The following is a 21,216-nucleotide window of genomic DNA, read 5'->3' on the forward strand; positions in this document are numbered from 1 at the left end:
CGGGTGTCCCGGGCGGCCCGCACCGCTCGGGACACCCGCTCCGGCTCAGCCCTTGAGCTGCTGGTACGCCGGCAGGGTGAGGAAGTCGACGTACTCCTCGTCGAGGGAGACCTTCAGCAGCAGGTCGTGGGCCTGCTGCCAGTTGCCCGCCGCGAAGGCCTCCTCACCGATTTCCGCGCGGATGTCCGCCAGTTCCCCGGCGGCGACCTTGCGGGCCAGCTCGGCGGTGACCTGCTCGCCGTTGTCGAGGACGACCTCCGCGTTGATCCACTGCCAGATCTGGGAGCGGGAGATCTCGGCGGTGGCCGCGTCCTCCATCAGGTTGAAGATCGCGACCGCGCCGAGACCGCGCAGCCACGCCTCGATGTAGCGGATGCCGACCTGTACGGCGTTGACCAGGCCGGCGTACGTCGGCCTGGCGTCCAGGGAGTCGATGGCGATGAGGTCCGAGGCGTGGACCTCGACGTCCTCGCGGAGGCGGTCCTTCTGGTTCGGCCTGTCGCCGAGCACCCGGTCGAAGGACTCCATGGCGATCGGGACCAGGTCGGGGTGGGCGACCCAGGAGCCGTCGAAGCCGTCGTTCGCCTCCCGGTCCTTGTCGGCGCGGACCTTCTCGAAGGCCGTCCTGTTGACCTCCGCGTCCCGGCGGGAGGGAATGAACGCCGCCATGCCGCCGATCGCGTGCGCGCCGCGCTTGTGGCAGGTGCGCACGAGGAGTTCGGTGTACGCGCGCATGAACGGGGCGGTCATGGTGACCGCGTTGCGGTCCGGCAGGACGAACCGGGCCCCGCCGTCACGGAAGTTCTTGACGATGGAGAAGAGGTAGTCCCAGCGGCCGGCGTTCAGACCGGAGGCGTGGTCGCGCAGCTCGTACAGGATCTCCTCCATCTCGTACGCGGCCGTGATCGTCTCGATCAGGACGGTGGCGCGCACGGTGCCCCGGGGAACGCCCAGGTAGTCCTGCGCGAAGACGAACACCTCGTTCCACAGCCGGGCCTCCAGGTGGGACTCCGTCTTGGGGAGGTAGAAGTACGGGCCCTTGCCGAGGTCGATCAGCCGCTTGGCGTTGTGGAAGAAGTACAGACCGAAGTCGACGAGCGCGCCGGGCACCGGGGTGCCGTCGGGGTCGGTGAGGTGACGCTCGTCGAGGTGCCAGCCGCGCGGGCGCATGACGACCGTCGCCAGTTCCCCGTTCGGGCGCAGGGCGTAGGACTTGCCGGTGCCCGGGTCGGTGAAGTCGATGTTCCGCGTGTAGGCGTCGATCAGGTTGAGCTGGCCGGTGACCACGTTTTCCCAGGTGGGCGCGGACGCGTCCTCGAAGTCCGCGAGCCAGACCCTCGCGCCGGAGTTGAGGGCGTTGATGGTCATCTTGCGGTCGGTGGGGCCGGTGATCTCGACGCGGCGGTCGTCGAGGGCCTCGGGGGCGGGGGCCACCTTCCAGGAGTCGTCCGCGCGGATCGCGGCCGTCTCCGGGAGGAAGTCGAGCGTGCAGGTGCGGGCGATCTCGGCGCGGCGTTCCGCGCGGCGGGCGAGGAGTTCGTCGCGCCGGGGTGTGAACCGCCGGTGCAGCGCGGCCACGAAGGCGAGCGCAGGCTCGGTGAGCACCTCCTCCTGCCGGGGCAGGGGCTCGGCGTCGACGACGGCCAGCGGGGACGGCGCTGGTGCGGACATCAGCTGTCACTTCCTTCGCGTGCGTGGCACCGGGTGCCGGTCGGCCCGGGTACGGCTGCGGACGCCCGTACGGACGTCGGGCGCTTCTGACCAGTGGATAGTAGTTTCCTCATGGTGGAAGTTCAATGTTTTGTTGATGTCGAGATTCTCCGGGCCGAGGGAACGTGGCGCCCGGTGCCACCCCGCTCACCGGTTGCCGCCCCCGGCTCATTCGAGGTGCGCCAGATCGGCCTCGGTGTCGATGTCGTACGGCTCGGCCACGTCACCGCACTCGACGAGCGCGACCCGGTCCGCGTGCTCCCTCAGGTAGGCGCGTGCCCCCCGGTCGCCGGTCGCAGTCGCGGCGATCCCTGCCCAGTGCGCGGCGCCGAACAGAACGGGATGGCCGCGTACGCCGGCATAGGCGGCGGACACCAGGGACTCGGGGGAGTCGTACGCGCCGAGCACCCGGGCGACCGCTTCCGGCCCGATCCCGGGCTGGTCGACCAGGGACACCAGCGCGGCCCGCGCGCCCGTGCCGGCCAGGGAGTCGAGACCGGCCCGCAGGGAGGTGCCCATGCCCCGCTCCCACGCCGGGTTGTCGACGAGTGCGCAGTCCGGCAGCGAGGCGCGGGCGCGCACGTCGTCCGCGCGCGCACCGAGCACCACGTGCACGCGCGCGCAGCCGCCGGCCCGCAGGGCCGCCACCGCGTGTTCCACGAGCGGCCGTCCCCGGTGCGTGAGCAGCGCCTTGGGGCGTCCGCCGAGCCGCCGTCCGCCGCCGGCCGCCAGCAGCAGTCCCACGACCCGGTCTTCGTCGTCCGTCATGAGTCCTGCATACCGCACCGGCCGCGCGTTGCCGGGGCGGCGCGGGACACGGGTGCCCAGGGCCACGATGTCACGCTGCGGAACAAGTCGATGACGCAGCGGACTGGCGCGAAGGCCCCGAGGTGGCGTTTACTGGCGCGCACCGACCGGCGGGGGCCGGGGCCGGAAGGGGCGGCGCACGACGACGTGTCAGGGGGAGGACTGTGTTGCGGAGCGTGGAGCACAGGCGCGTGTCCGGCGGTCAGGTGGACCCACGGGTGACGGAGCTGCGCTCCGCCGTGTCCCGGTTACGCCGCCGACTCGCCGCCCATCCGGTGGAGTTCCGGGACCGGGGCATCGCGGAGGAGGAACTCGCCGCGCTGGCCGGCCTGGCCGCCGCCGACGCTCCCGAGGTTGCCCGGCTGCGCCGCTCCCTGCTGCTGGTCGCCGGTGCCATCGGCTCGGTCAGCGCCCTGGCGCAGGGCGTGCGCGAACTGCGCGAGGCGGTCGACCTGTTCGGCCGGTCACCACGCGGTTGACGCCCGCACGTACGCACCCGGCTCCGGTTCGTCAGGCGGTCGGCGCGGTGCCCGGCGTGGTGAGCGCCTCCGAGAGTTCCGCCGCGACCTGCTGGAGCACCGGGACGATCCTCTCGGTCGCCGCCTCCGTGACCCGGCCCGCGGGCCCCGAGATCGAGATCGCCGCAGCCGTCGGCGAGTCGGGCACCGGGACCGCGAGGCAGCGGACGCCGATCTCCTGCTCGTTGTCGTCGATCGCGTAGCCCTGGCGGCGTGCGTCCTCCAGGGCGGCGAGGAAGCCCTCCGGGGTGGTGATGGTCCTGTCCGTCGCGGCGGGCATGCCGGTACGGCCGAGCAGGGCCCGCACCTCCTCCGGCGGGAAGCCGGACAGCAGGGCCTTGCCCACGCCGGTGGAGTGCGGCAGGACGCGCCGTCCGACCTCGGTGAACATCCGCATGGAGTGCTTGGACGGCACCTGTGCCACGTACACGATCTCGTCCCCGTCGAGCAGCGCCATGTTCGCCGTCTCGCCGGTCTCCTCCACCAGCCGGGCCAGATACGGGCGCGCCCAGGTGCCCAGCAGCCGGGAGGCGGACTCGCCGAGCCGGATCAGGCGCGGGCCGAGCGCGTACCGGCGGTTGGGCTGCTGGCGCACGTAACCGCAGGCGACCAGGGTGCGCATCAGGCGGTGGATCGTCGGCAGGGGCAGCCCGCTGCTCGCGGACAACTCGCTCAGGCCGACCTCGCCCCCCGCGTCCGCCATCCGTTCGAGCAGGTCGAAGGCGCGCTCGAGGGACTGCACGCCGCCACTGGCGGCGGACCGGGCGGAGTCGGTGGTGCTGGCGCTTGACGTCGGCACGGCGCGTTCCTTTCGGGGCTGGCGGGGAGGGCAGAAGCCTACCCGGCGGCCGCTCGACCGCCCGCTTGTGCGTAGCTGCGTTCTTGCTTTCCGAAAGTGTAATTCCGCTTTATGGAAAGATCCAGAGCGGGGTCGTCGGCCCGGCCGCACGGGAGGCGTGCCCTTGACGGGGCCGGGGCCGAGGTGAAGACTCCTTCAACAGAACGTTGAATTCCGCCAGGTGGAAGGTCAGGAGGATCCGGGTGTCCGACGCCGAACTGGTGCTGCGCTCCACGCGCGTCATCACTCCCGAGGCGACGCGCGCCGCGTCCGTCGTGGTCACCGACGGCACGATCACGGCCGTACTGCCCCACGACGCACCCGTGCCCGAGGGCGCCCGCCTGGAGGACCTCGGGGACGACGTCCTGCTGCCCGGCCTGGTCGACACCCACGTGCACGTCAACGACCCGGGCCGCACCGAGTGGGAGGGCTTCTGGACCGCCACCCGCGCGGCGGCGGCCGGCGGCATCACCACCCTGGTCGACATGCCGCTCAACTCCCTCCCGCCGACCACCACCGTCGACCACCTGCGCACCAAGCGGCGCGCGGCCGCGGGCAAGGCGCACGTCGACGTCGGATTCTGGGGCGGCGCCCTGCCGGACAACGTCAAGGACCTGCGCCCGCTGCACGAGGCCGGCGTCTTCGGCTTCAAGGCCTTCCTGTCGCCCTCCGGCGTGGACGAGTTCCCGCACCTGGACCAGGAGCGGCTGGCCCGCTCCCTCGCCGAGATCGCCGCCTTCGACGGTCTGCTGATCGTGCACGCCGAGGACCCGCACCACCTCGCCGCCGCCCCGCAGCACGGCGGCCCGAGATACGCCGACTTCCTCGCCTCCCGCCCGCGCGACGCCGAGGACACCGCCGTCGCCCACCTCGTCGAGCAGGCGAAACGGCTGGGCGCGCGGGTGCACGTGCTGCACCTCTCCTCCAGCGACGCGCTCCCCGTGATCGCCGCGGCCAAGGCGGACGGCGTACGGGTCACCGTCGAGACCTGCCCCCACTACCTCACCCTCACCGCGGAGGAAGTCCCGGACGGGGCCAGCGAGTTCAAGTGCTGCCCGCCCATCCGCGAGGCCGCCAACCAGGACCTGCTCTGGCAGGCCCTGGCGGACGGCACCATCGACTGCGTCGTCACCGACCACTCCCCGTCCACCGCCGACCTCAAGACGGACGACTTCTCGACCGCCTGGGGCGGCATCTCCGGCCTCCAGCTCAGCCTGTCCGCCGTCTGGACCGAGGCCCGCCGGCGTGGCCACGGCCTGGAGGACGTGGTCCGCTGGATGTCGGAGCGGACGGCCCGGCTGGCCGGTCTCGACGCGCGCAAGGGCGCCATCGCGCCCGGCCGCGACGCCGACTTCGCCGTCCTCGCCCCCGACGAGACCTTCACCGTCGACCCGGCGGCGCTCCAGCACCGCAACCGCGTGACGGCGTACGCGGGCAAGACCCTGCACGGCGTCGTCAGGTCCACCTGGCTGCGCGGCCGGCGCGTCGTGGCCGACGGCGAGTTCACCGAACCGAAGGGCCTCCTGCTCACCCGCTCCCACTGACACCGACTCCCGAAAGGCAGGACCGGACCACCGTGACGGCGATCGAGAACTTCACCGGCGACGCACACCCCTACAGCGGCGGCGACCCGTACGCGGACTACCGCACCGCCGACTTCCCCTTCAGCCACCTCGCCGACCTCGCCGACCGCCGGCTCGGCGCCGGGGTCATCGCCGCCAACGACGAGTTCTTCGCCCAGCGGGAGAACCTCCTGCTGCCCGGGCGCGCCGAGTTCGACCCCGAGCACTTCGGGCACAAGGGCAAGATCATGGACGGCTGGGAGACCCGGCGCCGGCGCGGCACCTCCGCCGAGCACCCCTGGCCGGCGGCCGAGGACCACGACTGGGCGCTGATCCGGCTCGGCGCGCCCGGGATCGTCCGCGGCATCGTCGTGGACACCGCCCACTTCCGCGGCAACCACCCGCAGGCCGTGTCCGTCGAGGGCACCTCGGTGGCGGGCTCACCGTCCCCCGCCGAACTGCTCTCGGACGACGTGACGTGGACGACGCTGGTCCCGCGCACCCCGGTCGGCGGCCACGCGGCCAACGGCTTCGCGGTGTCCGCCGGACAGCGCTTCACCCACCTGCGCCTCAAGCAGCACCCCGACGGCGGCATCGCCCGCCTGCGCGTCCACGGCGAGGTCGTCCCGGATCCGGCGTGGCTGGCGGCGCTCGGCACGTTCGACGTCGTCGCCCTGGAGAACGGCGGCCGGGTCGAGGACGCGTCGGACCTGTTCTACTCGCCGGCCGACAACACCATCCGGCCCGGACGTTCGCACAAGATGGACGACGGCTGGGAGACCCGGCGCCGCCGCGACGAGGGCCACGACTGGATCCGCTACCGGCTGGTGGCCCAGGCGCGGATCCGGGCCCTGGAGATCGACACGGCGTACCTGAAGGGCAACAGCGCCGGCTGGGCGTCGGTGTCCGTGCGGGACGGCGACGCCGGCGACTGGCAGGAGATCCTGCCCCGGACCCGTCTCCAGCCCGACACCAACCACCGCTTCGTCCTCCCGGAACCGGCGGTCGGCACCCACGCCCGCGTGGACATCCACCCGGACGGCGGCATCTCCCGCCTCCGCCTCTTCGGCTCACTGACGGACCAGGGATCAGCCACCCTGCCCCGCGCGTAGGCCGATTGCCGGGTGCCGCCGCGGCGGCACCCGGCAATCGCCGGTGGAGCAGACCCGGTACGGCGGCCGTCACCCCGGCCGCCGTACCGCAGACGTCACGCCGCATGCCCCCCGTCCACCGCGAACTCCGCGCCGGTGACGTAGGCCGCCCCTGCCAGATGGGCGATCGTCTCCGCGACCTCCTCCGCCGTCCCGAACCGCCCCAGCGCCGTCAACGCCGTCTGACCGGCCGCATGCGGCCCGCCCGCCGGGTTCATGTCCGTGTCGATCGGCCCCGGATGGACGATGTTCGCCGTGATCCCGCGCTCGCCCAGCTCACGCGCCAGCGCCTTGGTCAGCCCCACCAGCGCCGACTTGCTCATCGCGTAGAGCGTCCCCCCGGGCCCCGGTACGCGCTGCGTCATGCACGTACCGACGGTGATGATCCGCCCTCCGCGCGGCATGACGGCGACCGCCGCGCGGGAGGCCAGGAACACCCCGCGCACGTTCACCGCGAGCACCCGGTCGACATCCGCGAGGGACAGCGTCTCCACCGGGCCGAGCACGCCGACGCCCGCGTTGTTCACCAGGACGTCGAGCCGGCCCAGCTCCCGCGCGGCGGCGGTCACCGCCCCGGCCGCGTCCTCGGGGTCACCGGCGTCCGCGCGCAGGGCCACCGCGCGGCGCCCCAGCCCCTCCACGGCCCGTACGAGGTCCCCGGCCGCCTCCTTGCCGTTCACATACGTCACCGCGACGTCCGCGCCCTCCCGCGCGAGCCGCAGCGCCGTCGCCGCGCCGATCCCGCGGCTGCCGCCGGTGATCAGGGCCGCCTTGCCGAGCAGGTTCTCCTCCGTGGTCCTCACGGATGTGTGTGTCGTCATGCGTCCATCCCAGCGCCCCCGCCGGCCGGCCGCTGGCGGCGAACGGACGTCGTCCTGACGCGGCACCGATGAGTTGCGGGACCCACCGCGGTCTGCACTGATGACGTCACGTCCCCCCCGGCACCGGAAGGCAGGCACCCCTCATGGGCAAGCTCGTAGTCACCACGTTCGTCACCCTCGACGGCGTCCACCAGGCCCCCGGCGGCCCCCGGGAGGACACCAGGGACGGCTTCGGCCAGGGAGGCTGGAGCGTCCCCTACGGCGACGAGGACTTCGGCCGGTTCGTCGACGAGGTCTTCTCCCGCGTGGGCGCCTTCCTCCTCGGCCGCCGCACCTACGACATCTTCGCCTCGTACTGGCCGAAGGTGACCGACCCCGCCGACCCGGTCGCCGGCAGGCTGAACACGCTGCCGAAGTACGTGGCCTCCAGCACGCTCGGCGACCCCGGCTGGGCCGGCACCACGGTGATCCGCGGCGACCTGGCCAAGGAGGTCACCGCCCTGAAGGAGCGCACCGACGGCGAGCTCCAGGTGCACGGCAGCGGCGCCCTCGCCCGGTCCCTGTTCGCCCTGGACCTCGTGGACACCCTCCACCTGCTGACCTTCCCGGTCGTCCTGGGCGCCGGACGCCGGCTGTTCCCGGAGGGCTCGGTGCCCACCGCCTTCCGGCACACCGGAGGACGGATCACCGCCGCGGGCGTGTCCATCCAGACCTACGACGTCGCGGGCCGCCCCGAGTACGGCGAGTACACGCTCCCGGAGAACGCCTGACACCTTCGGGCGCCGGACGACGCCGTTCGGCCCCCACCGGTGCCGAACGGCCCAAGACAACCGCGGGGCGCGGTGTGATGCTGGGGCGTGACAGCCCCGGAACAGATGGATGTGGAGGCATGGTGAGCGGTCTCGTGGTGGTGGGCGTGGACGGTTCGACGTCAGGTCTCGCGGCGGTGGAAGTCGCCGCGCGCGAGGCGGCGTTGCGCGGCGCGGGACTGCGGGTGGTGCACGCGTGCCTCTGGCCGGCGCTGCACGTGCCCATGGGGCCGTCGCCGATGGGACCGCCGGAGGGCGGTCTGCGCAACATGGTCGACCGCCTCGTGGCCGAGGCCGTCGAGCGGGCGCGGGCGGCGGCACCCGAGGTCGCCGTCGACCACGTGGTGGTGACCGGTGAGCCCCTGACGGTTCTGGAGGCGCAGTCGCGCGGCGCCGAGCTGGTGGTGGTCGGGTCCCGGGGCATGGGCGGGTTCGTCGGGCTCCTGGTGGGTTCGACGGCGGTGCACCTGGCGGCGCACGGCCGCTGCCCGGTCCTGGTGGTGCGCGAGGAGCCGCAGGGGGACGGCCCGGTCGTGCTGGGTGTGGACGGCTCGGCCGCCGGGGAGAAGGCCGTGGAGTTCGCGTTCGCCGAGGCCGCCCTGCGCAAGGCGCCCCTGCTGGCGCTGCACACCTGGACCACCTGGAACGCGCCCCTGCCCGCGCCGAAGGGCGAGTCGGCGCCGTACGCGAACCCGCCCGGTGCCCTGGCCGAGGAGGAGGAGCGGCTGCTCGCCGAGGCGCTCGCCGGCCACCAGGACCGCTACCCGGACGTGGTGGTCGAGCACAGGACGGTGCACGGCGGCGCCCGCGAGGCGCTGATCGAGGCGAGCCGGTCCGCGCAGCTCGTCGTGGTCGGAGCGCGCGGGCGCGGCGGTTTCACCGGACTGCTGCTGGGGTCGGTCAGCCAGGCCCTGCTGCACCACGCGCACTGCCCGGTCGCGGTGGTGCGGGGAGCCGGCGAGCGGGACTGAGGACGCCGGACGGGAGAGGAAGGCCGGCGGTCAGCCGGCCTTCTGGCTCTCCGCGGCGGCGAACAGCGCGCCGCCCAGCACCAGCAGGGCGATGCTCGCGTACAGCTCGTAGCCCTCGAAGACCGCGAACCTGTGGACGAGTCCCCAGTCCCAGTCCGCGAACTCGCTCACCAGACCCATGATCCCCTGCACCACGGCGAGGAACCCCAGCACCTCCAGCATCTGCTTCATGCCACCGACTCTCGCCCCCCGGACCACCCGCCCGCGTCGTCCGCGGGGCGGTACCGCCCCGACGGAAGACGGAGACCGGGGCCGGGCGGAGCGACGAAAGTAGGCGGTGACGCGACTTTGGTGGACGATCCGTCCCGCGACGCGGTGCCCCGGACGGCCCCTGCGTAGATTGACCGACCGTGACTGGTGACAAGGCGGCGCAGAACGCCTGGGAGTTCACGGGGCGCCGGTGGTTCTTCCCGTCCGCCCTCATCCATGAACTCGACCCCGACGCGAGCCGCTCCGGGCGGCGGCCCCGGCGCACCGCGCGGGACTGGGCCGTCGACTTCGCCTGCTTCCTGCTGGCCGTCCTGGTGGGCCTGCTGGGCGCGGAGACACTCAGCGACAACCGCGACATCCCCCCTGCGCTGGTCGCCGCCGACCAGGTGCTCGGCGCGCTGGCCTGCGGCGCGGTGTGGCTGCGCCGGCGCCTGCCGCTCGGACTGGCCGCCGCCATGGTCCCGGTCGGCTTCGTCTCGGAAACCTCCGGCGGGGTGGCGATGATCGCCCTGTTCACGCTCGCCGTGCACCGGCCGTTCCGGTACGTGGCCTGGGTGGCCGCCACCCAACTGGCGCTCGTCCCGCTGTACTTCTGGTGGCGCCCCGACCCGGACCTGCCGTATCCCGCGGCGATCGTCCTGCTGCTGGTGCTGACGGTCGCGGTCGTCGGCTGGGGCATGTTCGTGCGGTCCAAGCGGCAGCTCATGCTGAGCCTCAGGGACCGGGCACGGCGGGCGGAGACGGAGGCACGGCTGCGGGCCGAGCAGGCGCAGCGGCTCGCGCGGGAGGCCATCGCGCGGGAGATGCACGACGTGCTCGCGCACCGGCTGACGCTGCTGAGCGTGCACGCCGGCGCGCTGGAGTTCCGGCCCGACGCCCCGCGCGAGGAGGTCGCGCGGGCGGCCGGGGTGATCCGGGAGAGCGCGCACGAGGCGCTGCAGGACCTGCGGGAGATCATCGGTGTGCTGCGGGCCGGCGAGTCCGACGACGCGGGCCGGCCGCAGCCGACGCTCGCGGCCCTCGAGACCCTGGTCGCCGAGTCCCGGCAGGCCGGCACGAAGGTGGTCCTGGACCAGCGGGTCGGCGACCCGGCCGCCGTCCCCGCCTCCGTCGGCCGCACCGCCTACCGGATCGCGCAGGAGTGCCTGACCAACGCCCGCAAGCACGCCCCCGGCACGGAGGTCACCGTGGCGGTCACCGGCGGACCGGGGGAGGGCCTCACCGTGACCGTCCGCAATCCCGCGCCGGAGGGTGACATACCGCACGTGCCGGGCGCCGGACAGGGCCTGATCGGGCTCACCGAGCGCGCCACCCTGGCGGGCGGCACCCTGGAGCACGGGCCCGCCTCCGACGGCGGCTTCCGGGTACGGGCCCGGCTGCCGTGGGGGTGAACCGGGACCGGCGCGGGGGCAGGGCTCCGTCGGCCCGGCGGAACCGCTCCGTCCGTGTGTCCCCGTCCCGCCCTGCCGTGGTTACGTACCGCCCATGACTGCGATCAGAGTGCTCCTCGTCGACGACGACCCGCTGGTGCGGGCCGGGCTGTCCTTCATGATGGGCGGCGCGGACGACATCGAGATCGTCGGGGAGGCCGCCGACGGCGGCGAGGTCGGGGCGCTCGTCGACCGCACCCGCCCGGACGTCGTCCTCATGGACATCCGGATGCCGACGGTCGACGGCCTCACCGCGACCGAGTCGCTGCGCGGCCGGGAGGACGCCCCGCAGGTCGTGGTGCTCACCACCTTCCACGCGGACGAACAGGTGCTGCGGGCGCTGCGCGCGGGCGCCGCCGGGTTCGTCCTCAAGGACACCCCGCCCGCGGAGATCCTCGCCGCGGTGCGCAGGGTCGCGGCCGGTGACCCGGTGCTGTCGCCCGCGGTCACCCGGCAGCTCATGGCCCACGCGGCCGGTACCCCGACCGGCACGCGGCGCACACGCGCACGCGCGCGCCTCGCCGGCCTGGGCGACCGCGAGCGCGAGGTCGCCGTCGCGGTCGGCCGGGGCCTGGCCAACGCCGAGATCGCCGCGGAGCTCTACATGAGCGTGGCCACCGTGAAGACCCACGTCTCCCGGATCCTGGCCAAGCTGGACCTCAACAACCGTGTGCAGATCGCCCTGCTCGCCCACGACGCCGGCCTCCTGGAGGAGACCGACAGGCCCTGACCGCCCGTCACCCGCCCGCCCGACCGAGGAGACCCGACCCATGGAACCGTCGCCCGCACTCGACCTCGCCACCGCACGGCAGACCCTGGACAGCCAGCCCTTCAGCAAGCTCCTCGGCGCCCGGCTGACCTCCTTCGGGGACGGCGGGGCGACGCTGGAGGTCGACATCCGTGAGGAACTCCACCAGCAGAACGGCTTCCTGCACGGCGGCGTCCTCGCCTACGCCGCCGACAACGCCCTCACCTTCGCCGCCGGTGCCGTCCTCGGCCCGTACGTCCTCACCGGCGGCTTCTCCGTCCAGTACCTGCGCCCGGCCACCGGCCGCACCCTGCGCGCCCGCGCCGAGGTGGTGCACGCCGGCCGGCGCCAGGCCGTCGTCCGCTGCAATCTGCTCACCCTCGGCGAGGACGGCGCGGAAACGCTGTGCGCGGTCGCCCAGGGCACCGTCCTGCCGGTCCAGGCGCCCTGACCGCCGCCCGCGTCAGGCCGGCGCCGCCGCCGACCCGCTCAGCAGCTCCGTCGGCCTGACCGGCCTGCGCTCCCGCCGGGACAGCTCGCACGCCTCCGCGATCAGCAGCGCTTGGAGCGCCTCACGCCCGTCGCACGGGTTGGCCCGCTCGCCCCGCACCACCTCGACGAAGGCGATCAGCTCGGCCTCGTACGCGGGCCCGAACCGATCCAGGAACCCCCGCCACGGCTTGTCGGCGGCCGGTGGCCCGGTCGGCTCGGTGGACGCGATCGGCGTACGGTCGTCCAGGCCGACGGCGATCTGGTCCCGCTCCCCGGCGAGTTCCATGCGGACGTCGTAGCCCGCGCCGTTCAGCCGGGTCGCGGTGAGCGTGGCGAGGGTGCCGTCGTCGAGGGTGAGGAGCGCCGCGCCGGTGTCGACGTCGCCCGCGTCGCGGAACATCGCGGGACCGGCGTCGGACCCGGCCGCGTAGACCTCCGTGATCTCCCGGCCGGTCACCCAGCGCAGGATGTCGAAGTCGTGGATCAGGGTGTCCCGGTACAGCCCGCCGGACTGCGCCAGGTACCCGGCCGGCGGCGGCTCCGCGTCGCTGGTCATCGCCCGTACCGTGTGCAGCCGTCCGAGCCTGCCCGAGCGCACCGCCTCCCGCGCGCCCGTGTAACCGGCGTCGAACCGGCGCTGGAAGCCCATCTGCAGCACGGTCCCGGCGGTCTCGACCTCCGTGATCGCCTGTAACGTGCCCGCGAGGTCCAGGGCGACGGGCTTCTCGCAGAACACCGGCAGCCCCGCCCGTGCCGCCCGGCCGATCAGGTCGGCGTGGGCGGACGTCGCCGCCGTGATCACCACGGCGTCCACTCCCCAGGTGTAGATCTCGTCCACCCCGGGTGCCGCCGTCTCGCCGAGCCGGTGTGCGAGGGCCTGGGCCCGCGCGGGATCCACGTCCGTGAGGATCAAGGACCCGACGTCGCGGTGCCTGCTGAGTGTATGGGCGTGAATGGTGCCGATACGGCCCGTACCGATGACCCCGATGCGCATGGAAACAAAGTGGGCCCCGCGCCGCTCCCTGTCAATGTGTATGTCCGGACAACCGAACTACACGACTTCCCGTCAACAGCGCTCGGGGCTACGCTCGGGCCGTGCCGAAACCAGAAGTGGACCCGCCCGTACAACTGGAGCTGAGCGTCGACCGCGGCTCCCCCGTGCCGTTGTACTTCCAGCTGTCCCAGCAGCTGGAGTCCGCCATCGAGAACGGCGTGCTGACCCCCGGCACCCTGCTGGGCAACGAGATCGAGCTCGCCGGCCGGCTCGGTCTGTCCCGGCCGACGGTCCGCCAGGCCATCCAGTCGCTCGTCGACAAGGGCCTGCTCGTACGCCGCCGGGGGGTCGGTACCCAGGTGGTGCACAGCCAGGTCAAGCGCCCGCTGGAGCTCAGCAGCCTCTACGACGACCTGGAGTCGGCCGGGCAGCGTCCCGCCACGAAGGTGCTGGTCAACACCGTCGTCGCCGCGTCCGCCGAGGTCGCGGCCGCGCTCGGCGTGAGCGAGGGCAGCGAGGTGCACCGGATCGAGCGGCTGCGCCTCGCCCACGGCGAGCCCATGGCGTACCTGTGCAACTACCTGCCGCCCGGGCTGCTCGACCTGGACACCGGGCAGCTCGAGGCCACCGGCCTGTACCGGCTGATGCGGGCCGCCGGGATCACCCTGCACAGCGCCCGCCAGACCATCGGCGCCCGGGCCGCCGTCGCCGCCGAGGCCGAACGGCTGGGCGAGCAGACCGGCGCCCCGCTGCTCACCATGCAGCGCGTCACCTTCGACGACACCGGACGCGCGGTGGAGTTCGGCACGCACACCTACCGGCCCTCCCGCTACTCCTTCGAGTTCCAGCTCCTCGTACGGTCCTGAGCGCGCGGCGCCACCCGCACCACGCTGGTCGCAATGTCCGGACAATGCGAACGGTGGTCGAGTGGAGCGCCCTGAGGGGCGCGGGTAACCGCGCGAGCAACCACGAGCCACCGGCACCCGGCTGTGAGCCGTACCGCCCCCCACCTGCCCCTTACCGCGGTCGGCGCACCGGTGCGGCAGAATCGCACTCGATGAGCACCTACCGCGACTTCACCGCCCCCATCGGCTCCCGCCGCGCCCCGGTCCTGAGAACCGTCGGCACCCGGGAGCGCCGCTCGCACCTGACGGCGCCCCGCGTCCCGACGGTGGGCATCGACATCGGCGGCACCAAGGTCATGGCGGGCGTCGTGGACGCCGACGGCAACATCCTGGAGCGGCTCCGCACGGAGACCCCGGACAAGTCCAAGAGCCCGAAGGTCGTCGAGGACACCATCGTCGAACTGGTGCTGGACCTGTCCGACCGGCACGACGTGCACGCGGTCGGCATCGGCGCGGCCGGCTGGGTCGACGCCGACCGCAACCGCGTGCTGTTCGCCCCCCACCTGTCCTGGCGCAACGAGCCGCTGCGGGACCGCCTCGCCGACCGCCTGGCCGTTCCGGTCCTGGTCGACAACGACGCCAACTCCGCCGCCTGGGCCGAGTGGCGCTTCGGCGCCGGGCGGGGCGAGGACCACCTGGTGATGATCACGCTGGGCACCGGCATCGGCGGCGCGATCCTGGAGGACGGCCAGGTCAAGCGCGGCAAGTACGGAGTGGCCGGCGAGTTCGGCCACATGCAGGTCGTCCCCGGCGGCCACCGCTGCCCCTGCGGCAACCGCGGCTGCTGGGAGCAGTACAGCTCCGGCAACGCGCTGGTCCGCGAGGCGCGCGAGATGGCCGCCGCCGACTCGCCGGTCGCGTACGGGATCATCGAGCACGTCAAGGGCAACATCGCCGACATCAGCGGCCCGATGATCACCGAGCTGGCCCGTGAAGGCGACGCCATGTGCGTCGAACTGCTCCAGGACATCGGCCAGTGGCTCGGCGTCGGCATCGCCAACCTCGCCGCCGCCCTCGACCCCTCCTGCTTCGTCATCGGCGGCGGCGTCTCCGCCGCCGACGACCTGCTGATCGGCCCCGCGCGGGACGCCTTCAGGCGCCACCTCACCGGCCGCGGATACCGGCCCGAGGCCCGCATCGTCCGCGCCCAGCTCGGCCCCGAGGCCGGCATGGTCGGCGCCGCCGACCTCGCCCGTCTGGTCGCCCGCCGCTTCCGCCGGGCCAAGCGGCGCCGGGTCGAGCGGTACGAGCGCTACGAGCGGTACGCGGAGGCCCGCCGCACCACCCGGGAGTCGCTGTGACCGGCGAGTTCCCCCAGCAGCCGGCCGTGCCGGACGAGCCCCGCCCGGCGGAGGACCGGCGGCACATGATCCGCCGCAGGGCCCTCACCCTGCTGATCATCGTCCTGCTCATCGGCATCCCCGCCGGCTACCTGGTCATCTCGGCCAACCAGAGCCGGGCCAGCGGCAAGGACAAGGAGGCCAAGTACTCCGCGACCGGCCTCACCGAGGGCTGGCCGTCCAAGCTCCAGCGCCGCATCTACCAGGTGCCCATTCCGCACCCGGCCTGGTGGGTGGCCTCGTACGAGACCAACAACTGGAAGACCAGCCGCCTGTACGTCGAGTTCGAGACCACCGACGCGGGCCTGAGCGCGTTCCTCGCCGGCATGGGCGTACAGGAGAGCGAGCTGAAGCGGGGCGACCTCACCATCAGCGGGCGCGACCGGGAGATCACCGGCTGGACGTTCGACGGACCCGGCACCTGGTCGGGACTGGTCCACGAGCAGGAGAACCCGGCGCCCACGCACGACGTCGTCGTCCACCACGACAAGCCGGGCTACCCGAGGGTGTACGTCGTCTCCCGCACCGTGCCCTGACTCCGGCCCGGCGCCGCACCGGCCGCGGGGCCGATTGTCGGACCCCGCCCGTAGAGTCGAAGACGACTGGTGCGACACGCGGGCGAGAAGGTGACAGGGCGTATGAGTGAGCGAGCCGTGACGGCCGAGCGGCCCGCGGCCACACCGGCCGGCGCGCACGCCACCGACGTCCCCGCCGGGCTCGCGGCCGTCTTCCTGCCCGCGCCTCTCCCGCGCGACGGACGCGTCGCCTTCTACGACCCCGAGGGCGTCCCGGACGGCGAAGGGCTCCCCGGACCCCACGACCACGGACCGGACGCCTCCGGTCCCGCGCTCCCCACCGACCTCACCGTCGTCCGCCCGCACGGCACCGGTGTACGGCGGCGGACGGTCCCGGCCCTCTCGCTGCCCGTCGACGAGGCACTGCCGCTGCTGGTCCGCGCCCGGCACGATCCGGCGGCCCACCCCGCCACCGCGTGCTGGGGCGCCGCCGCCCTGCACGCGCTGCGCCTCACGGCCCGCGGGCGGCTGCTCCCCGGCCTGACCCCCACCGGGTACGACGCCTGGCGCGCGGGCCCGCTCGAACCGGACGACGTGGCGCACCTGCGCGCGGTGGCCGCCGCCCTGCCCTACGAGGGCCACGCCGTCCCGCTGCCCGGTCCCGGCCCGATCCGGCTGCCCCGGCCGGAGGCACTCGTGCGCGCCTTCCTGGACGCGGTCGCCGACACCCTGCCCCGCACGCCGGCCGCGCCGTACGCCTCGGGAGCGCCGTTCGCCGCCCGCAAGGCCCAGCGTCTGCCCGACGCCCACGACTGGGCCGCCGAGGTCGCCGCCGGCATGGACGCCGGGGTGCGCGTCTCCCTCCGCCTGGACCTCTCCGCCCACGACCTCTTCGACGGGGGTGCTGGCGCCGACGGGGACGGGAGCGGTGCGCGCGGTGCGGGCGCGGCGATCGTGCAGGTGCACAGCCTCGCCGACCCGACCCTGGTGGCCGACGCGGCCGCCCTGTGGGCGGGCGAGGCGGACACCGCCTTCGGCCCCCGCGCGCGCGTGGACGCCGCCCTCGCGGTGCGCCGCGCGGCGCGCGTCTGGCCGCCGCTGGACCGGCTCTCCGACCAGGACGCGCCCGACGTGCTGGCCCTGTCCGAGGACGAGCTGGGCGACCTGCTCGGCGTCGCGGCCACCCGGCTCGCGGCGGCCGGCGTCGCCGTGCACTGGCCCCGCGACCTCGCCCAGGACCTGACCGCCACGGCGGTGGTCCGACCGGCACCCGGCTCGGCCACCGACGGCAGCGGCTTCTTCGAGAGCGAGGACCTCCTGCGGTTCGGCTGGCTGCTCGCCCTCGGCGGCGACCCGCTCACCGAGGCCGAGATGGACGCCCTGGCCGAGGCGCACCGCCCCGTCGTCCGGCTGCGCGACCAGTGGGTGCTGGTCGACCCCGCCCTCGTCCGCAAGGCCCGCAAACGCGACCTGGGCCTGCTCGACCCCGTCGACGCGCTGTCCGTGGCCCTCACCGGCAGCGCGGAGATCGACGGGGAGACCGTCGAGGCGGTCCCCGCCGGGGCCCTGGCCGCCCTCCGCGACCGCCTGACCGCGGGCGTGCGGCCCGCCGCGCCACCGCCGGGTCTGGACGCCACCCTGCGCGACTACCAGCTCCGGGGCCTGGCCTGGCTCGACCTCATGACCTCCCTCGGTCTCGGCGGCTGCCTCGCGGACGACATGGGCCTCGGCAAGACCGTCACCCTCATCGCGCTGCACCTTAAACGGGCCCGCCGCGAGCCCACCCTGGTGGTCTGCCCCGCCTCGCTGCTCGGCAACTGGCAGCGGGAGATCACCCGGTTCGCGCCCGGCGTCCCCGTGCGCCGCTTCCACGGCGCCGACCGCGCCCTGGACGAGGCGGACGGCGGCTTCGTCCTCACCACCTACGGCACCATGCGGTCCGCCGCGCCGGCCCTGGCCGCACACCGCTGGGGCATGGTCGTCGCCGACGAGGCGCAGCACGTCAAGAACCCCCACTCCGCGACGGCGAAGGCACTGCGCACGATCCCGGCCCCCGCGCGGGTGGCCCTCACCGGCACACCCGTGGAGAACAACCTCTCCGAGCTGTGGGCCCTCCTCGACTGGACGACCCCGGGACTCCTCGGTCCGCTGAAGTCCTTCCGGGCGCGGCACGCACGCGCGGTGGAGACCGGCGAGGACGAGGAGGCGGCCGGGCGCCTCGCCCGCCTGGTGCGCCCCTTCCTCCTGCGGCGCAGGAAGTCCGACCCCGGCATCGTCCCCGAGCTGCCGCCGAAGACCGAGACGGACCACCCCGTGCCGCTCACCCGCGAACAGGCCGCGCTGTACGAGGCGGTGGTGCGCGAGTCGATGACCGCCATCGAGACCGCGCGGGGCATGGGCCGCCGCGGCCTGGTGCTGAAGCTGCTGACCTCGCTGAAGCAGATCTGCGACCATCCGGCGCTGTATCTGAAGGAGGAGCACGCGCACGCCGGAGGCGACCGGCTCGTGGCCCGCTCCGGCAAACTCGCGCTGCTCGACGAGCTGTTGGACACCCTGCTCGCCGAGGACGGCTCGGCGCTCGTGTTCACGCAGTACGTGGGGATGGCCCGCCTGATCACCGCACACCTCGCCGAGCGCGCGGTCCCCGTCGACCTCCTCCACGGCGGAACGCCGGTGCCCGAGCGGGAACGCATGGTGGACCGCTTCCAGAGCGGACACACCCCGGTGCTCGTCCTGTCCCTGAAGGCCGCCGGCACCGGCCTGAACCTCACGCGCGCGGGCCATGTCGTGCACTTCGACCGCTGGTGGAACCCCGCGGTCGAGGAGCAGGCCACCGACCGCGCGTACCGCATCGGCCAGACCCAGCCCGTCCAGGTCCACCGCCTCGTCACCGAGGGCACCGTCGAGGACCGTATCGCCGAGATGCTGGAGTCCAAGCGGGCCCTGGCCGACGCGATCCTCGGCTCCGGCGAGTCGGCACTCACGGAACTGTCCGACCGCGACCTGTCCGCCCTCGTGTCCCTGCGGAGGCCGGCGTGACCCCCCGCCCGTCCGACGAGGCGCGCGAGGCCCTGCGCGCGGCACGCGCACGGACGACCCGCGAACCGGCGGCCACGGACACGCCGGAGCACCGGCCCGCTCCGGACCAGCCGGCTGCCCCGGCCCCCGGACGGCCCGACGGCACCGGTCGCCCCGGCCCCGGCCACCGCCCGGGCGACGCGGCCCGCGAGGCGCTGCGGCAGGCGGTGCGGGCCCGGCGCGGTACGGAAGGGCCCGGCGATGCCGCGGAACCGGACCGCGAGGACACCGGCGCACCGGCGACGGAGGGAGGGGCACCCTCCGAGGAGGGGCCCCACGGCGACGCTCCGCCCCCTGCCGGCCCGTCGGTGTCCGGGGACACGGAGGCCCCTGCCGGTGGTGCTGCCGGACACCACGCGCCCCGGCGCCCCGGGGACATCGCGCGCGAGGCGCTGCGCTCCGCGCGTGAGGAGGCGCCGCGGGCGCGCCCGGCTCCCGGCGGCCGCGCGACGGACGCCGAGCCCCTTGAACGGCGCGCCCCGTCACCCCGGGTCCCGCGCACGACCCACGGCGACCGGGCAGCCGACTCCCGTGCCCGTGAGGTACGGGAGTCGCTCAGGGACGCCTTCCGCCTGCCCGGACCCGACCCGGAGAGCGACGTCGCCCCCGGCCGGGGTGGCGCCCCCGCGACGCGCGACGACGCGCGCCCACCCGGTGGCCGGCCGGCCACCCGGGCCCGGGACGGGGCCGCGGAGGACGCCGGCGCAGGCCCGTCCCGCACCCCGCGGGACACCGCACCGCCCGTGCCCGCCACGCCCCGGTCCATGGCCGCCCCCGCCCGGGACGGCGACCTGCGCCGCACCTTCCCGGCGTTCCCGCCCCGGACCCCGGGCGGCGAGGGCTTCGCCGGGACGTGGTGGGGCAGGGCGTGGGTCACCGCGCTGGAGGACGGTGCCCTGGACCCCGCGCGGCTCGCGCGCGGACGCGCCTACGCCGAGCAGGGACATGTCGACGCCATCACCGTCACACCGGGGCTGGTCCTCGCGTACGTGCGGGGCAGCCGCCCGCGGCCGTACCGCGTCCAGGTGCGGCTGCGGACGTTCGGGGACGCCGACTGGGAGCGGTTCCTGGACGCCGCCGCCGAGCGGCCCGGACACATCGCGGCGCTGCTCGACGGGGACATGCCCCAGACCCTCGCCGACTGCGGCGTTCCGCTGCTGCCCGCTTCAGGCGACCTCGACCCGCGATGCAGCTGCCCCGACTCCGGTCACCCCTGCAAGCACGCCGCGGCCCTCTGCTACCAGACCGCCCGGCTGCTCGACTCCGACCCGTTCGTGCTGCTCCTGCTGCGCGGACGCGGTGAGCGGGAGGTGATCGACGCGCTCTCCCGGCTGAGCGCCGCCCGCGCGGCCCGTGCCGCCCAGGGGAGGGAGCCCGAGCCCCTGCCCGGCATACGGGCGGCCGACGCCGTCGCCCGACGCGGCCGGGAACTCCCGCCGCTTCCCGCCCCGTTGCCCCCGCCCGCCCATCCGGAGCAGCCACCCGTCTACCCCGCGTCCCCCGGCGGGCCGGACCCGTTCGCGCTGGACCAACTGGCCACCGACGCCGCCGCCCGCGCGCACGCCCTGCTCACCACCGGCCGCGACCCGGTCGGCCGGCTCACCCTGTGGCAGGACGCGGTGCGTCTCGCCGCCGCCCGCCCAGGCTCCGGCCTGACCGCCGCGACGCGCACCCTGTACTCCTCCCTCGCCCGGGCCGCCGGCCGCAGCCCCGCCGAGCTGGCGCGCGCGGTCGCCGCCTGGCGCCAGGGCGGCCCGGCCGGCCTCGCCGTCCTGGAGGAGCCCTGGGACCCGCCGGCCGGCCGCTTCGACCGCGCCCGTCCCCTCCTCCGCGCCGCCGACCTCCCCGCCTTCCGCCCCCGGCACAACCGGCTCACCCACCCCCGGGGCCATGTCCAGCTCCGCCTCGGCCGCGACAACCTCTGGTACGCGTACGAGTCCGAGCCGGACCACGACGACTGGTGGCCCCGCGGGACCCCCGACCCGGACCCCGTGGGCGCCCTGACCGGCCTGGACGCACCGGGCGACCTGTGAGGCACCGGAAGCCGCAGCCGCACGGGCGCATCGGGCCCGGGCCGTGACGTCCGGTGCGACCGGGGCGGCCCTCCTCCGGCCGGGGGGACCCGCCGCTCGCCCGTCCCTCCCGGCCCGCCACCGCAGGGGTACGCGCCAAAGTCTCCGCGCGGTGCGGTACGGCACCACCGCGGCGGCCGGCCCCCGGGCAGGCGGGCCGGACCGTCCGTGACGCCCGGAGATAC

At 74.6% G+C, this 21,216-nt stretch carries 19 protein-coding genes; 13 read left to right on the forward strand and 6 right to left on the reverse strand.

What is annotated here, in order from left to right; genetic code table 11:
* Window positions 1–45: 45 nt before the first annotated feature.
* Together aceB and F1615_RS02405 are read right to left on the reverse strand one after the other, a co-directional pair.
* Window positions 46–1,671: a malate synthase A gene (gene aceB / locus F1615_RS02400; RefSeq protein WP_149547148.1), complete on the reverse strand. Its 1,626-nt coding sequence runs from the start codon at window positions 1,669–1,671 to the stop codon at window positions 46–48.
* A gap of 207 nt (window positions 1,672–1,878) precedes the next feature.
* Entirely contained in the window at window positions 1,879–2,478 is a 600-nt protein-coding gene (locus F1615_RS02405; protein ID WP_149547149.1) for a nucleotidyltransferase family protein, read from the reverse strand.
* 203 nt (window positions 2,479–2,681) lie between these two features.
* On the opposite strand from F1615_RS02405, the gene F1615_RS02410 reads away from it, so the two are divergent.
* Window positions 2,682–2,996: a DUF5955 family protein gene (locus F1615_RS02410; protein WP_149547150.1), complete on the forward strand. Its 315-nt coding sequence runs from the start codon at window positions 2,682–2,684 to the stop codon at window positions 2,994–2,996.
* A gap of 31 nt (window positions 2,997–3,027) precedes the next feature.
* Here the strand turns inward: F1615_RS02410 and allR are convergent, their stop codons facing one another.
* Window positions 3,028–3,834, reverse strand: coding sequence for an allantoin degradation transcriptional regulator AllR (gene allR / locus F1615_RS02415; protein ID WP_149547151.1), 807 nt, complete (start codon window positions 3,832–3,834; stop codon window positions 3,028–3,030).
* 242 nt (window positions 3,835–4,076) lie between these two features.
* On the opposite strand from allR, the gene allB reads away from it, so the two are divergent.
* Both allB and alc read left to right on the forward strand, forming a co-directional pair.
* Window positions 4,077–5,417, forward strand: coding sequence for an allantoinase AllB (allB, locus tag F1615_RS02420; RefSeq protein ID WP_149547152.1), 1,341 nt, complete (start codon window positions 4,077–4,079; stop codon window positions 5,415–5,417).
* Between the two features lie 32 nt (window positions 5,418–5,449).
* Window positions 5,450–6,547, forward strand: coding sequence for an allantoicase (gene alc / locus F1615_RS02425; RefSeq protein WP_149547153.1), 1,098 nt, complete (start codon window positions 5,450–5,452; stop codon window positions 6,545–6,547).
* A 95-nt stretch (window positions 6,548–6,642) separates the two neighbouring features.
* Here the strand turns inward: alc and F1615_RS02430 are convergent, their stop codons facing one another.
* On the reverse strand, window positions 6,643–7,407 hold the full coding sequence (locus F1615_RS02430) for an SDR family oxidoreductase (RefSeq protein ID WP_208818229.1): 765 nt from the start codon (window positions 7,405–7,407) through the stop codon (window positions 6,643–6,645).
* A 143-nt stretch (window positions 7,408–7,550) separates the two neighbouring features.
* On the opposite strand from F1615_RS02430, the gene F1615_RS02435 reads away from it, so the two are divergent.
* Window positions 7,551–8,177 (forward strand): dihydrofolate reductase family protein, encoded by a 627-nt coding sequence (locus F1615_RS02435; RefSeq protein ID WP_149547154.1) that lies wholly within the window; start codon window positions 7,551–7,553, stop codon window positions 8,175–8,177.
* Window positions 8,178–8,296: 119 nt separating this feature from the next.
* Window positions 8,297–9,187: a universal stress protein gene (locus F1615_RS02440; RefSeq protein ID WP_167533628.1), complete on the forward strand. Its 891-nt coding sequence runs from the start codon at window positions 8,297–8,299 to the stop codon at window positions 9,185–9,187.
* Window positions 9,188–9,217: 30 nt separating this feature from the next.
* On the opposite strand, the gene F1615_RS02445 is transcribed toward F1615_RS02440, so the two are convergent.
* Window positions 9,218–9,418 (reverse strand): hypothetical protein, encoded by a 201-nt coding sequence (locus F1615_RS02445; RefSeq protein ID WP_149547155.1) that lies wholly within the window; start codon window positions 9,416–9,418, stop codon window positions 9,218–9,220.
* A 179-nt stretch (window positions 9,419–9,597) separates the two neighbouring features.
* Between F1615_RS02445 and F1615_RS02450 the strand changes: the two genes are divergently transcribed.
* The 3 genes from F1615_RS02450 (at window position 9,598) to F1615_RS02460 (ending at window position 12,086) form a co-directional block, all read left to right on the forward strand.
* Entirely contained in the window at window positions 9,598–10,848 is a 1,251-nt protein-coding gene (locus tag F1615_RS02450) for a sensor histidine kinase (RefSeq protein WP_149547156.1), read from the forward strand.
* 94 nt (window positions 10,849–10,942) lie between these two features.
* A complete protein-coding gene (locus F1615_RS02455) occupies window positions 10,943–11,617 on the forward strand; it encodes a response regulator transcription factor (RefSeq protein ID WP_149547157.1) in 675 nt (224 codons plus the stop codon).
* Between the two features lie 40 nt (window positions 11,618–11,657).
* Window positions 11,658–12,086, forward strand: a complete 429-nt coding sequence (locus F1615_RS02460) for a PaaI family thioesterase (RefSeq protein ID WP_149547158.1) — start codon at window positions 11,658–11,660, stop codon at window positions 12,084–12,086.
* A gap of 12 nt (window positions 12,087–12,098) precedes the next feature.
* Here F1615_RS02460 and F1615_RS02465 read toward each other — a convergent pair whose 3' ends face one another.
* Window positions 12,099–13,121, reverse strand: a complete 1,023-nt coding sequence (locus F1615_RS02465) for a Gfo/Idh/MocA family protein (protein ID WP_149547159.1) — start codon at window positions 13,119–13,121, stop codon at window positions 12,099–12,101.
* A 116-nt stretch (window positions 13,122–13,237) separates the two neighbouring features.
* Here F1615_RS02465 and F1615_RS02470 point away from each other — a divergent pair, with 116 nt between their 5' ends.
* The 5 genes from F1615_RS02470 (at window position 13,238) to F1615_RS02490 (ending at window position 20,992) form a co-directional block, all read left to right on the forward strand.
* Complete coding sequence (locus tag F1615_RS02470) at window positions 13,238–13,987, forward strand: GntR family transcriptional regulator (protein ID WP_149547244.1); 750 nt, start codon at window positions 13,238–13,240, stop codon at window positions 13,985–13,987.
* Between the two features lie 191 nt (window positions 13,988–14,178).
* On the forward strand, window positions 14,179–15,327 hold the full coding sequence (locus F1615_RS02475) for an ROK family glucokinase (protein WP_149547160.1): 1,149 nt from the start codon (window positions 14,179–14,181) through the stop codon (window positions 15,325–15,327).
* Window positions 15,324–15,902 (forward strand): sugar kinase, encoded by a 579-nt coding sequence (locus tag F1615_RS02480; protein ID WP_149547161.1) that lies wholly within the window; start codon window positions 15,324–15,326, stop codon window positions 15,900–15,902. The genes F1615_RS02475 and F1615_RS02480 overlap by 4 nt, the downstream gene beginning before the upstream one ends.
* 102 nt (window positions 15,903–16,004) lie before the next feature.
* A complete protein-coding gene (locus F1615_RS02485) occupies window positions 16,005–18,920 on the forward strand; it encodes a DEAD/DEAH box helicase (RefSeq protein ID WP_167533629.1) in 2,916 nt (971 codons plus the stop codon).
* A complete protein-coding gene (locus F1615_RS02490) occupies window positions 18,917–20,992 on the forward strand; it encodes an SWIM zinc finger family protein (RefSeq protein ID WP_149547162.1) in 2,076 nt (691 codons plus the stop codon). Before F1615_RS02485 ends, F1615_RS02490 begins: the two co-directional genes overlap by 4 nt.
* The last annotated feature ends 224 nt before the right edge of the window (window positions 20,993–21,216 follow it).

Origin of the sequence: Streptomyces marokkonensis (assembly GCF_008312835.1) — a bacterium.
Lineage (GTDB): Bacteria > Actinomycetota > Actinomycetes > Streptomycetales > Streptomycetaceae > Streptomyces > Streptomyces marokkonensis_A.

What these genes read in the sequence shown, in the direction of transcription:
- F1615_RS02460 (WP_149547158.1), top strand. Translation starts at nt 11,658, where the DNA reads ATGGAACCGTCGCCCGCACTCGACCTCGCCACCGCACGGCAGACCCTG.
- F1615_RS02475 (WP_149547160.1), top strand. Translation starts at nt 14,179, where the DNA reads ATGAGCACCTACCGCGACTTCACCGCCCCCATCGGCTCCCGCCGCGCC.
- F1615_RS02445 (WP_149547155.1), bottom strand. Translation starts at nt 9,418, where the DNA reads ATGAAGCAGATGCTGGAGGTGCTGGGGTTCCTCGCCGTGGTGCAGGGG.
- F1615_RS02485 (WP_167533629.1), top strand. Translation starts at nt 16,005, where the DNA reads ATGAGTGAGCGAGCCGTGACGGCCGAGCGGCCCGCGGCCACACCGGCC.
- F1615_RS02440 (WP_167533628.1), top strand. Translation starts at nt 8,297, where the DNA reads ATGGTGAGCGGTCTCGTGGTGGTGGGCGTGGACGGTTCGACGTCAGGT.
- F1615_RS02465 (WP_149547159.1), bottom strand. Translation starts at nt 13,121, where the DNA reads ATGCGCATCGGGGTCATCGGTACGGGCCGTATCGGCACCATTCACGCC.
- F1615_RS02405 (WP_149547149.1), bottom strand. Translation starts at nt 2,478, where the DNA reads ATGACGGACGACGAAGACCGGGTCGTGGGACTGCTGCTGGCGGCCGGC.
- F1615_RS02455 (WP_149547157.1), top strand. Translation starts at nt 10,943, where the DNA reads ATGACTGCGATCAGAGTGCTCCTCGTCGACGACGACCCGCTGGTGCGG.
- F1615_RS02430 (WP_208818229.1), bottom strand. Translation starts at nt 7,407, where the DNA reads ATGACGACACACACATCCGTGAGGACCACGGAGGAGAACCTGCTCGGC.
- F1615_RS02435 (WP_149547154.1), top strand. Translation starts at nt 7,551, where the DNA reads ATGGGCAAGCTCGTAGTCACCACGTTCGTCACCCTCGACGGCGTCCAC.
- aceB (WP_149547148.1), bottom strand. Translation starts at nt 1,671, where the DNA reads ATGTCCGCACCAGCGCCGTCCCCGCTGGCCGTCGTCGACGCCGAGCCC.